At 68.3% G+C, this 14,227-nt stretch carries 11 protein-coding genes; 4 read left to right on the forward strand and 7 right to left on the reverse strand.

Features of this window, described 5'->3' with window-relative positions:
- Nucleotides 1-10: 10 nt before the first annotated feature.
- The 7 genes from AC1DKQ_RS14145 to AC1DKQ_RS14175 all read right to left on the reverse strand — a co-directional run bounded on the left by AC1DKQ_RS14145 (nt 11) and on the right by AC1DKQ_RS14175 (nt 9,133).
- Nucleotides 11-877, reverse strand: a complete 867-nt coding sequence (locus tag AC1DKQ_RS14145; RefSeq protein WP_476919329.1) for a DNA-formamidopyrimidine glycosylase family protein — start codon at nt 875-877, stop codon at nt 11-13.
- On the reverse strand, nt 870-6,083 hold the full coding sequence (locus AC1DKQ_RS14150; RefSeq protein WP_476919330.1) for an Lhr family helicase: 5,214 nt from the start codon (nt 6,081-6,083) through the stop codon (nt 870-872). Before AC1DKQ_RS14150 ends, AC1DKQ_RS14145 begins: the two co-directional genes overlap by 8 nt.
- A 131-nt stretch (nt 6,084-6,214) precedes the next feature.
- On the reverse strand, nt 6,215-6,847 hold the full coding sequence (locus AC1DKQ_RS14155; protein ID WP_476919331.1) for a DUF4232 domain-containing protein: 633 nt from the start codon (nt 6,845-6,847) through the stop codon (nt 6,215-6,217).
- A gap of 145 nt (nt 6,848-6,992) precedes the next feature.
- On the reverse strand, nt 6,993-7,139 hold the full coding sequence (locus AC1DKQ_RS14160) for a hypothetical protein (protein WP_476884303.1): 147 nt from the start codon (nt 7,137-7,139) through the stop codon (nt 6,993-6,995).
- Nucleotides 7,126-7,371, reverse strand: coding sequence for a hypothetical protein (locus tag AC1DKQ_RS14165; protein ID WP_476884302.1), 246 nt, complete (start codon nt 7,369-7,371; stop codon nt 7,126-7,128). The genes AC1DKQ_RS14160 and AC1DKQ_RS14165 overlap by 14 nt, the downstream gene beginning before the upstream one ends.
- Nucleotides 7,372-7,514: 143 nt before the next feature.
- On the reverse strand, nt 7,515-8,096 hold the full coding sequence (locus AC1DKQ_RS14170) for an SRPBCC family protein (protein ID WP_476919332.1): 582 nt from the start codon (nt 8,094-8,096) through the stop codon (nt 7,515-7,517).
- Nucleotides 8,097-8,122: 26 nt separating this feature from the next.
- On the reverse strand, nt 8,123-9,133 hold the full coding sequence (locus tag AC1DKQ_RS14175; protein ID WP_476884300.1) for a LacI family DNA-binding transcriptional regulator: 1,011 nt from the start codon (nt 9,131-9,133) through the stop codon (nt 8,123-8,125).
- A gap of 243 nt (nt 9,134-9,376) precedes the next feature.
- Here AC1DKQ_RS14175 and AC1DKQ_RS14180 point away from each other — a divergent pair, with 243 nt between their 5' ends.
- From AC1DKQ_RS14180 to rhaS, 4 genes are all read left to right on the forward strand, one after another.
- On the forward strand, nt 9,377-10,921 hold the full coding sequence (locus tag AC1DKQ_RS14180; protein WP_476919333.1) for a sugar ABC transporter ATP-binding protein: 1,545 nt from the start codon (nt 9,377-9,379) through the stop codon (nt 10,919-10,921).
- Nucleotides 10,918-11,964 (forward strand): ABC transporter permease, encoded by a 1,047-nt coding sequence (locus tag AC1DKQ_RS14185; protein WP_476884298.1) that lies wholly within the window; start codon nt 10,918-10,920, stop codon nt 11,962-11,964. The genes AC1DKQ_RS14180 and AC1DKQ_RS14185 overlap by 4 nt, the downstream gene beginning before the upstream one ends.
- On the forward strand, nt 11,957-13,039 hold the full coding sequence (locus AC1DKQ_RS14190; RefSeq protein WP_476919334.1) for an ABC transporter permease: 1,083 nt from the start codon (nt 11,957-11,959) through the stop codon (nt 13,037-13,039). The genes AC1DKQ_RS14185 and AC1DKQ_RS14190 overlap by 8 nt, the downstream gene beginning before the upstream one ends.
- Nucleotides 13,040-13,119: 80 nt before the next feature.
- Nucleotides 13,120-14,187: a rhamnose ABC transporter substrate-binding protein gene (gene rhaS / locus AC1DKQ_RS14195; protein WP_476919335.1), complete on the forward strand. Its 1,068-nt coding sequence runs from the start codon at nt 13,120-13,122 to the stop codon at nt 14,185-14,187.
- Nucleotides 14,188-14,227 lie beyond the last annotated feature (40 nt).

The following is a 14,227-nucleotide window of genomic DNA, read 5'->3' on the forward strand; positions in this document are numbered from 1 at the left end:
CCGGATCCCGTCAGCTGATGCTGTCTGTCCCGGCGGCCGGCAGGGGCTGGCACGCGGGGCAGTAGTAGATGTCCCGTTCCTCCGTGAAGGTGCCCGTGCCGTTGTCCCGGCCAAGGATTCCGCGGCGGATCGGCGTGCCGCATTTCAGGCACGGCTGGTGCTCGCGCCGGTAGACCCAGTAGCCGGGACGCCCGGCGGTGCGGCCCACGGGCACGCCCCGCGCGTTCAGCACCGTGGTCCGGCGGCCCGGACCGAGGTTGGCGGAGAGCAGGACCTGGGCATCGGTGATGATGGCGGCAAGATCCTGCACCGCGGAGACGGGCGACGCCGGATGGACGCCCGCGAGGAAGCAGGCCTCGCACCGGTAGATGTTCCCGATCCCCGCCAGCTTGCTCTGGTCCAGCAGGGCGACGCCGATGGGCATGTCCGGCGCCGCGAGCAGCCGGCGTTCGGCCTCGACAGCGTCCCAGTCCGGGCCCAGCAGATCCGGCCCGAGGTGTCCCACGATGGAGTCCTCTTGGTCGGTGCGGACCACCTCAAGAATGCCGAGGGAAAATCCGACGGCGTCGGCGGTGGCGGTGCGCAGCACGCAGCGGGCGGTGAAGCCGGGCTTCCGCCAGCGGCCCCCGGACGGGTAGAGCTGCCAGCTGCCCTCCATCTTCAGGTGTGAGTGGATGGTGAGCCGGTCCTTCGGCGTCGGGCCCTGCACCCGCATCAGCAGGTGCTTGCCGCGGGGGATCACCTCGGCCACGGTCCAGCCGCCGAGCTTGAGCGTGGCGAAGCGCGGTACCCGGAAATCGGACGAGATCAGTTCCTTCCCGGCCAGTGCTGCGTGCAGTTGCGCCGCGGCGCGAAACACGGAATCGCCCTCAGGCACGGATCCTCAGTCCCTTCGGCGTGGAGTAGGCCCCGGCCTGGGCGAGCGCGTCTGCCACCGGGGTGTCCAGGATGCCGTGGCCGTTGACCTTTTCCATGATCAGCTTGTCCACGGCCCCGCGGGTCACCACGCCCACTAGAGCCGCACCGGCAGCGGCCAGGACCTCGGTGTCGTCGCTGAAGGCGAGCAGGGTCTTGCCGCCCCGCTCCACATACAGGACCAGAGCGCCGTCGACCAGGACCACCAGGGCGCCGGCCTTCCGGCCGGGGCGGTGGCCGGTGCCGGCGTCGACGTTCAGCCCAGGCCACGGGAGCGCGGCGCCGTAGGGGTTGGCGGGATCCGTCGCGGCGAGGGCCAGGGCCACCGGCTCGGCCTTGTGCAGCTGGGCGTCCTCGACGTAGGACCGCAGCCGGTCCACCGTGGCCGGAACGGCGAACTGCGCCGCACCGAGGTGTTCGATGAAGTAGCCGCGGCGGCAGCGTCCGGCTTCCTCGAGCCGGGCCAGCACTTTGTACATGAGGCCGAAGCCGCCGAGGATGTTTTCCGCCATGACCGAGCCGCGGGTGAGAACGCCGTACCGGTCCAGGAGCAGTTCCGCGGTGGCCCGGGCGTGGATAGTGGGATCGAGTTCCGGGGAGGGCAGCGCGGACCAGCGTCCCGCGGCGAGCGGGGGTGCGGGCGCGGTGCCGGTCACGGAGCCGTACCGGCCGCCGGTGAGACCCGGCGATCCCAGCAGGCCGGTGCCGTGCGCCCGGCCGAGCCGGCTGAGCCGCGGCGCGCGGGCCCGTGGGGCGCGCCCCACCTGCCGGTGCGCGGTGTGGCCGCCGGCGATCAGGGCCCTGACGGGGGCGAAGGTGTCGCCGGTAATCCGGCCCGCCCAGGCGAGATCCCAGAGGGCGGTTACCACGTCCTGGTCGCTCAGCACGGAATCCATGCCGCCGGCAACCTCGGTCAGTTGCCGGAAGAAGTAGCCGCCGCCGTTGTTCTGCAGGTGTTCGAGGAGCCGCCGCTGCGCATCGCCGGGTTCGAAGTCGATGGCAGGGTTCAGCGTCAGCTCGGCCGAATCGGCGAGGTGCAGGCTGACCCAGCCGTCGTTGCCTGGCAATGAGCCGGCACCGGACCAGAGGACTTCGCCGGCGGCCATGAGCTCGTCCAGCATGGCCGGCTGGTAGTTGGAGACGCGGCTGGCCAGGACAAGCGGTTCCCACGCGGAGGCCGGAATGGGCACGCCGGAGAGCTGGTCGATGGCCGTGATGATGCCGTCCAGGCCACGGAGCGCCGACTGCCCCCGGCCGCCGGGGGTCCGCACGTTCTGCCAGGCGGGAAGGAACCGGCCGTAGGCGGCGGTGTCCACGGGCTCGACTTCGGCCCGGAGCGCGGCGAGCGAACGGCGGCGCAGTTTGCGGAGGACCTCGGCGTCGCACCATTCGCTCACACTGGCCAGAGGCAGAACAACCGGCAGAGCAACTGGCAGAACGACCGGCCCCTCACCACCGGATTCCGCATCTTCCGATTCCTGAACACTTGCTGCTGTGCTATCCGACGTAACTGCCGGTGGCGTAGCGTGCGGGCGGAACTCGCCTTCCACCACACGGCCATCCGCGGCCAGCCGCTTCAGCGCCGTGCCGACGACGGCGACGCCGAGTCCCAGCCGCGCCGCGGCCTCGGCGGCGGTGAAGGGCCCGTGCGTGCGGGCGTAGCGCGAGACGAGGTCGCCGAGGGGGTCAGCGACCGGTTCGATGAACGCCAAAGGCACACCCATGGGCAGCGGTACGCCGAGAGCGTCCCGGAGCCGGGCGGCGTCCTCGACCGCCGCAAAGCGTTCGATTCCTCCGATGTTGACCTTGATGGCCCGGTTGGCGCGCTGCAGGGCCATCAGGTGAGCGGCGGCGTCGGCCTCCGTCGCCGGCGTTTCGACGGGCAGCCCCGTCGGCGTTTCGACGGGCAGCACCGCAGGGCCTTCGGCCGGCTCAGCAGCCGGGGCGGACCCGGCGGTTTCGCCCGGCAGGGCTGGGCCCGCCACCGGCTCCAGGCGGGCGGCGACTTCATCCGGCGCGAGCGGACCCAGAAGGCGCAGGAGGTCCGCCACGCCCTCCAACCCGCGCACCTGTCGGTCCCGGGCCAGACGCTGGAGTTCGCGCTCGGTGGCCTCGATGACCTTCACATCGAGCAGTTCGCGCAGCTCCACGCGGCCCATGAGCTCATTGAGCAGGGTGGAGTCGAGGGCCAGAGCGGCGGCGCGGCGCTCCGCGAGCGGGGAGTCGCCCTCGTAGAGGAACTGGGCCACGTAGCCGAAGAGCAAAGACTTCGCGAACGGGGAGGGCTGCTGGGTGGTGGTCTGGACGATCCTGAGCTCGCGGCGTTCCACCGCGGCGGCGATGTCCTTCAGCGCCGGAAGGTCATAGACATCCTGCAGGCACTCCCGGACCGTCTCGAGGACAATCGGGAACGTCGGGTACTTCCTGGCAACATCCAGCAGCTGCGCCGAACGCTGCCGCTGCTGCCACAAAGGCTGCCGCTTGCCGGGATTCTGCCGGGGCAGGAGCAGAGCGCGGGCGGCGCACTCGCGGAACCGGGAGGCGAACAGGGCGCTGCCACCGACTTCCGCCGTCACAATCTGCTCGATTTCCTCGGGGTCGAACAGGAACAGCTCGGCGCCCGGCGGCTCGTCCTCCATCATGGGCACGCGCAGCACGATGCCGTCGTCGGCGGCCATGGCCGAGCCGTCCATCCCGTAGCGCTGCTGCAGGCGCTGGCCCACGGCCAGGGCCCACGGCGCGTGCACGGGCATGCCGAAGGGGCTGTGCAGCACCACGCGCCAGTCGCCGAGCTCGTCATGGAAGCGCTCCACCACGAGGGTCGTGTCGCTGGGGACCACCTCGGTGGCAAGCCGTTGTTCGGCGAGGTATTGGATCAGGTTGTTCGCGGCGTAGTCGTCCAGTCCGCTGGCCTTGCAGCGCTCGGTTGCCGGCCCGACGTCGGAAGCCGCCAGTTCGCGCATGAACGCGCCGAGGGCGCGGCCCAGGTCCACGGGCCGGCCGAGGGAGTCGCCTTTCCAGAAGGGGAGCTTGCCAGGCTGGCCGAACGCGGGCGAGACCAGGACACGGTCATGCGTGATGTCCTCGATCTTCCAGCTGGTGGCGCCGAGGGCGAAGATGTCCCCCACCCGGGATTCGTAGACCATTTCCTCGTCGAGTTCGCCCACCCTGCGGCCGCCCTTGGCCGCCGCGGCGGCCGGGCTGGCGGCCCTGCCGTCCGAACTGGCACCGCCTGAAGCGCCGGTGCCCTCGACCTCGGTGCCGATGATGTAGACGCCGAACAGCCCGCGGTCCGGGATGGTCCCTCCGGAGGTGACGGCGAGCCGCTGCGCGCCGGGACGGCCCTCGATGGTCCCGGCGTTCCGGTCCCAGATGACCCTAGGACGAAGTTCCGCGAATTCGTCCGAGGGGTACCGTCCGGCCAGAAGGTCCAGGGTGGCCTCGAACGCGGAGCGGGGGAGCGAGGCGAACGGCGCGGACCGCCGCACCGTGGTGAACCACTCCTCCACGTCGATGGCACCCAGCGCGGTGGCGGCGACCGTTTGCTGGGCCAAAATGTCCAGCGGGTTGGCCGGCACGCTGAGCCGCTCGATCTTGCCCTCAAGCATCCGCTCCACGGTGATGGCCGTGTGGACGAGGTCGGCGCGGTGCTTCGGGAACAGGACGCCCTGGGAGATCTCGCCGACCTGGTGGCCGGCGCGGCCCACCCGCTGCAGGCCGCTGGCCACCGAGGGCGGCGATTCGACCTGTACCACCAGGTCCACGGCACCCATGTCGATGCCAAGCTCGAGGGAGGACGTGGCCACCACACAGCGCAGCCGCCCGGATTTCAGGTCATCTTCGATCAGGGCGCGCTGGTCCTTGGACACGGACCCGTGGTGCGCGCGGGCCAGCACGGGATCGGCGCCGGCGGTGCTGCCGGCCTGGGCCATCATGTGGGCCGGTGTGGCGGTGGATGTGGGCTGTGCGGCCGTACCGCCGGACGGCGCTGTACTCGATACGGCTTTGGGCGCCGTTCTTGGCACCGTATTAGCTGCCGCATTCGGTGCCGCGGCCGGTACGGCGTCGAAGTCCGGCGCGCCGGCACCAAAGTCTGTCCAGTCGCCGCCGGCCGCCATGAGCTGGCGTTCGGCGTAGATCTCGTTGAGCCGGGCGGTCAGCCGTTCGGCGAGGCGGCGGGAGTTCGCGAACACGATGGTGGACTGGTTGGCCAGCACCAGGTCCACGATTTTCTCCTCCACATGGGGCCAGATGGACGCCTGCGGCTGGAGCCCGGAGGCCGGACCGGAGTCGAAGGCCCCGGCGGCGCCCTGGAGATCGGACATGTCCTCCACAGGGACAGAGACGGTCAGGTCCCAGTTCTTCCGCGACGGAGGGGCCACAATTTCCACCGGCGCGGAACCGGCGAGGAACTGCGCCACCAGCTCCTTGGGTTCCACGGTGGCCGACAGCCCGATGCGCTGGGCGGGCTTGGGCAGCAGCGCGTCAAGCCGTTCCAGCGATACCGCCAGGTGCGCGCCGCGCTTGGTGCCGGCGACGGCGTGGACCTCGTCGACAATGATCGTGTCGACCTCGGTGAGGGTCTCGCGCGCCTTGGACGTCAGCATCAGGAAAAGGGATTCCGGGGTGGTGATGAGGATGTCGGGCGGGTGGCTGAGCAGCGAGCGGCGGTCGGACGCCGTCGTGTCCCCGGACCGGACGCCCACGGTGATGAGCGGGGCAGGTAGGTCCAGGCGTTTCGCGGTCTGCGTGATGCCGATCAGCGGCGCGCGGAGGTTGCGTTCGACGTCGACGCCAAGCGCCTTGAGCGGGGAAATATACAGCACGCGGGTCTTCCGCTGGGCCGCCTTCCGCCGGGCTGAATTTGTCCGCGCGGCCGTCCCGCTGCCGCCCTTGGCCGCCGCGTCCAGACCGGGCAGCGCCTCGGGCTCGGCGGGGGCGGAAACTAGCAGCCGGTCCAGCGCCCAGAGGAACGCGGCGAGCGTCTTACCCGAACCGGTGGGGGCGACGACGAGGGCGTGCGCACCGGAAGAGATCGCATTCCAGGCGCCATTCTGGGCCGGAGTGGGCGCGGAAAAAGCACCCAAGAACCAGTCCCTGGTCGGCCGGCTGAACCGGTCCATGGCGTCTGCCTCGAGCGTGCCTCCGGAGAGCTCCTGCCCCTTCATTCCTCCATCATGCCCTACCCCGCCGACACTATTAGCCGGCCCCGATCACACCGGCCCCGACGGGCATTGGCGGCTCCAGGCGGGCCAAAGCATCGTTGGGCCGGCGGAAACAGAGACGCGGTGCCCTGACGCTACTTGGCCTGGAAGGCTGCGATCGTCAACAGATTGATGTCCGTGTTGGCGCAGGCGTCCATGGGCTGCGCGAGGAACAGCGAGGCCGTGTCGTTCGGCGGGTAGACCCGGAATCCTGCCGCCGCCGTCTTGGTGCAGTTCGGATAGTTGGCGGCCTGCGTGTACCGCAGCGTGGCGGTGCCGGCCGCGCCCGGGGCGAGCAGGACATCGGTTACCGGGGCCGACTCGTCGCGGGTGGCTGCGGCGCCGATCGGCTCACCGTTGGCACCGGCTGTGAGGGAGACGCCCGCATAGCCCTTCAGTAGGCACGGTTCTTTGCCGGAGTTGGTCAGGATCAGCTGCATGTAAACGCTGCCCGCCGCGCCGCCGCCGGAGGAGTCGGTGGTGCCAGTCAGGCTTGCGGCCTTGCACAGTGCCGGGCCCGCCTGGGCCGCGTGCGAGGACGCAGGTATCGCAGAGGTTTCCGTTGCGGCGTCAGAAGTCGCCGGCTGGCTGGTTTCGCTGGCCGACGTTGTGGGCGGCGAAGTGGCCGACTGAGTCTGCGTCGAGCTGCCCCCGCAACCGCTGAGCAGGAGGGCCGCCGCGGCAGCCGTTGTCACAACCAGTGCGTGCATCAATCGTTGAGACCTCATGGCTCAACCATCATGCTCGCCGTTGCCTTAGTCAACGATGCCACGGCGGCGGAGCCCGATTGATGCCCGGATTGTGATTTCCGGGCATCGACCGAGGTCAAGCTCCTTGGTGCCCTGGGGCCGCGGCGCCGCGGGACCGTTGCCGCTAGTCGGTCTCGGGGCCGGAGCAGTAGTGGCAGTCATCCGGGCAGGAGGAGACGGGGCCAGTGGTCCAGGTGCTCGTCCCGGATGCGATGCCGGACGCGGCGTTCGGCTGCTGCATCACGGCGGATTGGCGGTCAGTTGTCAGCATGGCTGGCTCCTTCGGGGTCTGCCACGCTCAGTCCGAAGCCGTCGGCGATATGGAACAGCTTCCGGTGCCCACCCTTGGACACCACCCATACGACGGCGCCGTCGGCGGTGCGGTTGTCCACGCGGCCTGCGTGCTCGAGTCGGCCGCCCCGGCGGAGGTGGACGGCGTCGCCGATCTCGACGTCGTCCCAGTCGGTGGTGCGGCTCGAGGGCCGGTTATTCTGCAGTGTCATGAGGATTTCCTGAACGGTTACGGACAAACGAGGATGTGATCCAGCTAACCGTGGAATGGCCTGCCACCTCAATGGTCAAGTGAATGAGACACCCCAGTCCTGTTGTGCAGGCGTCCAGACGCTAAGGGCTCGGGTGTTAGTCCTTACGGGCTGCGCAGGCCCGGGCTGCGAGCCCGGGTCAGCCAAGCAAATGTGGGCCGGGGCAGCGGTGGAATAGCGGGTCCTCCGTTGGGAGTGGTCCCCGCAGCGGCCCTGCGTCGGCGCAGCTCCAGGGCGAGGCTCTCCTGGCCGCGGGCCATCGCCCAGCGGTGGTTGGCGGCAAAGCCGGGCTTGAAGAGCCAGCTCAGCCGGCGCAGCAGGGGCTTGGCGGCGCTGACCCGCCAGTCGTAGGTGATGACGGTTTCCGGTCCGTCCGGCCCGAAGGTCCACCGGCCGGTGCCGTTGAGATCGCCCGCCGCGGTGAGGGCGAAACCGCGGGGCGTGACCGGCTCCGTGACCGTGAGGGTCCAGCGGAGCGTATAGGGCAGCCAGCCTTTGGTGTGCAGGCGTGCGGGACGGGGCATCCCGGGCCCGGGTTCCGGGCCGCCGGCCACCGGCTCGGCGCTGAGATAGACGGAAGGCCACCAGCGGGGCATGGAAGCCGCATCGCCCAGGACGGCCGCAACCTCTTCCGGCGTCCCAGCCACGCGCCAGACGGTCCGGAACATATAGTCTGTGCTGCCCATCGGGGCCTCCTTTAGCCCTGCGTTGATTAGCTCTGCGTTGATGCCCTCACTATCAGTTCGGGCGGGAACACCACCTGGGTGGGTTCAAAACCGTCCTCGGACGCCGCTTCCCGGAGCAACAGTTCCAGCGCGGTGGAGCCGATGAGGGCGCTGGGCTGCCGGATGGAGGACAGCGGCACGACGGCGGCCGCGGCGAACTCGATGTCGTCGTAGCCGATCAGGGCGATCTCCTGGGGCACCTGGACGCCGCCCATGAGCATCAGGCCCTGGAGGACACCGACGGCCAAAAGGTCGTTGGCTGCAAAGATCGCCTCCGGGCGTTCGGCTTCGGGCCGGGACCGGATGGACTCGCCCGCCGCTCTTCCCGAAAGCACGGTCAGGGATTCCGTCGCGATGACCTCGAGGGTGGCACCCGCAACGGCGTCGGTGGCCTTCCGGGCCCCTGCCAATCGGTCCGCCACCTGCCGGATGCTTGCCGGGCCGCCAACAAACGCGATCCGCCGCCGGCCCAGCGACAACAGGTGGGCCGCAGCCATCTCCCCGCCCGCCAGGTCATCCACGGCCACCGAGGAGAAACTCAGGTTCTCAGTCTGCCGGTCCACAAGCACTGTTGGAATGCCTCGGCGCCGCAGCTGCTCCAGCCGGGGGATCACATTTCCTACCGGGGACAGCAGTACGCCCCGCACGCGTTGCTGCTCGAAGAGATCCAGGTAGGCGGATTCCCGGCCCTCATCCTCGTTGCTATTTCCCACGAGGACCGTCAAGTTCTCCGCGGTGGCACGGTCCTCCGCGCCCCTGGCCAGATCCGAGAAAAAGGGATTCGCGGCGTCCAGGACCACCAGGCCGATGCTGTGGCTCATCCCCGCGCGCAACTGCCGCGCGGCGTCGTTCCGGACGAAGCCGAGCTTGTCGATGGCGGAGTGGACCCTGACAGTGACTTCGGCAGAGACCTTCTCCGGCCGGTTCAGCACATTGGAGACCGTCCCGACCGAGACGCCGGCCAGGGCCGCGACGTCCTTGACGCTCGCTGAAACCATTTCCTGTGCTCCTGAAACGTGGACGGCGCAGCCTACGGTCAGGCGCCCCGTTGGCAAACTACTCTCTTCAGGATACCCGTCAGGGTCCACTTTGAACCCTTTCATTGAAACGAATCAAAAGTCGCGCCACGAATGGTTGATGGCGGTTGACGTCTTCATTTGAAGACCCTATGATTCAAATCACAGCTGGTTATGAAACGATTCATTACGCGTTCACTAAGCCCCAAAGGTGCGGTTAATTTTATGCAGCAGACAAACAGTTCCCGGTCTGGCCCCTCTGACGGGGAGCCGGTTCCGGTTCTCTCCCTCTCTCACGCGGCCAAGACCTTTGGCCCGGTGGTCGCCCTGGCCGATGGAACCATCAACATCGAGGCTGGCGAAATCCACGCACTGGTCGGGGAGAACGGCGCCGGCAAGTCCACGCTGGTGAAAATCCTTGCAGGCCTGCACCACCCCGATTCCGGCGACTTCCGGGTGGCGGGCCAGAGCGTCCAGTTCCGCAACGTTGCCGAGAGCAAGGATGCTGGCATATCGGTCATCTATCAGGAACCCACGCTCTTTCCGGATCTGAGCGTTGCAGAGAACATCTTCATTGGCCGCCAGCCCAAGGGCCGCTTCGGGCTCATCAGCAAGGCGACGATGGTCAGGGAAGCGCACAAGCTGTTCGAACGGCTTGGCGTTCCGATTGAGCCGACCCGCATCGCCGAGGGTCTGTCCATCGCGGACCAGCAGATCATTGAAATCGCCAAGGCCATTTCGCTGGACGCCAAAGTCCTGGTGATGGACGAGCCCACCGCCGCCCTTAGCGGCGTCGAGGTGGAACGGCTGTTCGCCGTCGCCCGGAGTCTCCGGGACCGCGGGACCGGGATCCTCTTCATTTCGCACCGTTTCGATGAGGTCTTTGACCTGTGCGACCGCATCACCGTCATGCGGGATGGCCGCTACATCTCCACCCACCGGACCGCCGACGTCACCGTCGAGCAGATCGTTCGCGAGATGGTGGGCCGCGACATCGGCGCCCTGTTCCCCAAGACGCCTGCCGAAATCGGCGGCGTGGTCCTGAAAGTGGACGGTCTCAGCCGCGCCGGGGTGTTCCGCGATATCAGCTTTGAGGTCCACGCCGGGGAAATCGTTGCCCTGGCCGGCCTCGTGGGCGCCGGCCGCACCGAGGTGGCCCGTGCCGTGTTCGGCATCGATCCCTACGACGCCGGTGCCGTCACCTTCGACGGCCGCACGCTCAGGCCCCGGGATCCCCAGGTGGCCATCACCGCCGGTATGGGCTTCGTCCCGGAGGATCGCCGCAAGCAGGGTCTGGTGATGGACCTGTCCGTGGCCCGCAACGTCACGCTCACGCTGCGCAACAAGTTCACGACGGCGGGCCTGATCAACGGTGCCGCCGAGCGGCGCGCCGCCCAGGAGTGGAGCAAACGGCTCCAGGTCAAGACTGGCTCGCAGGAACACGCCGTCTCCACGCTCTCCGGTGGCAACCAGCAAAAGGTGGTGCTCGCCAAGTGGCTGGCCACGGACCCGCGCCTGCTGATTATCGACGAGCCAACCCGCGGCATCGATGTCGGCACCAAGAGCGAGGTCCACCGGCTCATTTCGGACCTCGCCGGCCGGGGAATCGCGATTCTGATGATCTCCTCCGAACTGCCCGAGGTCCTCGGCATGGCAGACCGCGTCCTGGTGATGCGCGAAGGCCGGATCACCGCCGAACTCGACCGTGCCGATGCGAATCCCGAATCGGTCATGCACGCCGCCACGTCTTCCGCAGGAGGAACCCTGTGAGCTCAGCTCTGGACCACAAGAACGCAACGACGGCGGCGCCCGCCGCCGGCGCCCGGGGCGCCGCCGCTGCGGTGCTGCGGATGCGCGAGCTCCCCGTGCTGATCGCGCTGGCGCTGCTGGTACTCGTCACGTACCTGATCAACCCGCTGTTCCTCACCGCCCAGGGCGTGAAGGACCTGCTGCTCAACGCCACCATCATCATGATTCTGGCCGTGGGGCAGACCCTGCTGATCATCACCCGGAACATCGACCTTTCCGTCGGTTCCATGCTGGGACTGGTCGCCTTCGGCACCGGCTCCATCTTCGCGGCCGTTCCCGGCGTGCCGATCATCGCCGTCTTTGCGATCGGCATGGCCTTCGGGGCGGTGCTGGGCGCCATCAACGGCGCCCTGGTCACCTTGGCCAAAGTGCCCGCCCTGGTCATCACGCTCGGGACGCTCTACGTGTACCGCGGCCTGAACAACGCCTGGGCCGGCGGCAAACAGTTCTTCGCCGGCGACCGTCCGGAGGAGTTCGGCGCCCTCTCGGTGAACACCTTCCTGGGGTTCCCCGTCATCACACTGCTGGCCATCGTCGTCGTGATCGCCGTGGCCGTCTACATGTCCGGCACCCGCCCTGGCCGTGACTTGTACGCCATCGGCTCGGACCCGGACGCGGCCACTGCCTTCGGCATCAAGGTCTCCAAGCGCGTGTTCCTGGCCTTCCTGGCCAACGGGGCGCTCGCCGGCCTGGCCGGCGTACTCTACGCCAGCCGCTTCAACTCAGTCGGCGCCACCACCGGCACCGGCATGGAGCTGACCGTCGTGGCGGCCGCCGTCGTCGGTGGCGTGGCCATCTTCGGCGGCAGCGGATCGGTGACCGGGGCCGCCCTCGGCGCCGTGCTCCTGACCACCATCACCAGCTCCCTGACCGCCCTGCGGGTGGACAAGTTCTGGCAGCAGGCGATCGTCGGCGTGCTGATCCTCACCGCCATCATCATCGACCGCGTGGCCAGCCTGCGCACAGCCAAGAAACTGCGGATTAGCGAGGCTCGCAATGTCTGAAACGACGTCCACCACCAGCACGGCGCCGGCGCCCGTGGCTGACAACACCAAGCCGCTGGCCAGCGAACCGAAGGGCCGGACCGGCGCCGCACGGATCCTGACCGGCCGTGACGCCATCACCATCTACGCCCTGGTTGCTTTCCTGATCTACGCCGCCATCGCGATCCCGCGCTTCGCCTCCCCGGTCACCACCGGCTTCCTGCTCCTGGACGTGATCCCGGTCCTGCTGATCGCCATGCCGATGACGCTGATCATCATCACGGGCGAGATCGACCTGTCCGTGGCCAGCACGGCCGGCCTGACCAGCGCCTTGATGGGCGTCCTCTGGGCCGGCGGGATGGACATCTGGCTGGTCCTGGCGATCAGCCTGCTGGCAGGGGTTGCCGCCGGCATGTTCAACGGCTTCCTGATCGCGGTCCTCGGACTGCCCTCTCTGGCGGTCACCATCGGCACCCTGGCGTTGTTCCGCGGCCTGGCCCTGGTCATCATCGGCGACAACGCGGTGGCCAACTTCCCGAAGGCGCTAACCGCCTTCTTCACCTCCAAGATCGGCGGCACCGGCGTCCCCACGGTCATGATCGGCGTCGTGCTGGTGATGGTTTTCTTCGGTGTGCTGCTGCACTTCACGCCGTTCGGACGGGGGCTCTACGCGATGGGCTACAGCAAGGAAGCCGCCAGCTTCGTCGGCATCAACGTGGCCCGCAGCAAGTTCTGGCTGTACGTCGGATCCGGCGCCGTCTCTGCGCTCGCCGGCATCTACTGGACCTTGCGCTACACGAGCGCCCGCAGCGACAACGCCTCCGGCCTGGAACTGGCCGTCATCGCCGCTGTCCTGCTCGGCGGCGTGTCGATCTTCGGCGGCAAGGGCTCCATTCCCGGCGTCATCGCCGGCGTCCTGCTGATCGGGACGCTCAACTACGCCCTCCGCCTGGCCCGGGTGTCCGACGTCGTCCTCATCACGGTGACCGGCCTGCTGCTGATCGTCTCGGTGGTGGCACCGAGCGTCGGCTCCGCCATCAGGCAATGGCGCCACACCCGGCGCGTACGCCGAAGTTTCACCCGCAAGTCCACCTGAAATCTGCACACAAGCACCACAGAAACCGTGCCCGACTGGGGCCGGCCGCACCTACCGCACGAAGGAAAAGGGAAGAAACGATGATGTTGAACCGCAAGAACATGGGCCGGACCGGCCGACTGGGAAGCATGGTGGCCATCACCGCCGTGGCCGCACTGGCGCTGACAGCCTGCAACAGCGGCTCTGCATCCTCCAGTGATACCAACAGCCCCTCAGCAGCGGGAGGGGACCAGAAGATCACCTTTATCCCCAAGCAGCTGAACAACCCGTACACGGACGTCGTCCTGGGCGGCGGCAAGAAGGGCGCCACCGAGGCAGGTTTCGCCTCCTCCCAGGTCGTCGGACCACTGGAAGCCTCCGCCTCCAGCCAGGTTTCCTTCATCAACGCCGAGACGCAGGCCGGCACGAACGTCATCACGATTGCCGCCAACGACCCCGACGCCGTCTGCACGGCGCTCGGCGAAGCCCGCGCCGCCGGCGCCAAGATCGTCGCGTTCGACTCCGACACCAACCCCGGCTGCCGCGACGTCTTCATCAGCCAGGTCGTAGCCAAGGACGTTGCCCTGATCCAGACCAAGCTGATCTCCGAGCAGATCGGCGGCAGCGGCGAGATCGCCATCCTGTCGGCCACGGCCAACGCCACGAACCAGAACGAGTGGATCAAGTACATGGAGGAGGAGCTGGCCTCCAACCCCGCGTACAAGGACATCAAGCTGGTTGCCAAGGTCTACGGCGACGACAACGACACCAAATCCTTCCAGGAGGCCCAGGGCCTCATGCAGGCCCACCCGAACCTCAAGGGCATCATCTCTCCCACCACGGTAGGCATCGCCGCCACCGCCCGGTACCTCTCCACGTCCGCCTACAAGGGCAAGGTTTCCCTCACCGGGCTGGGGCTGCCGAATGAAATGCGGCCCTTCGTAAAGGACGGAACCGTCAAGGAGTTCGCCCTCTGGGACCCGGCACAGCTTGGCTATGTTGCCGCTTTCGCCGGTAAGGCCCTCACGGACGGCAAGATCACCGGCGCCGAAGGCGACACCTTCACCGCCGGGGAACTTGGCGAACGCAAAGTCGAAAAGGGCGGCCTCGTGATTGTCGGGCCGCCGACCGTCTTCAACGCCGAGAACATCGACAAGTACAACTTCTGAGTACCTTTCCATCCTGAGCGGCCGGGCGGGCCGCCGACAG

This window comes from Arthrobacter sp. 05L421, assembly GCF_056397785.1.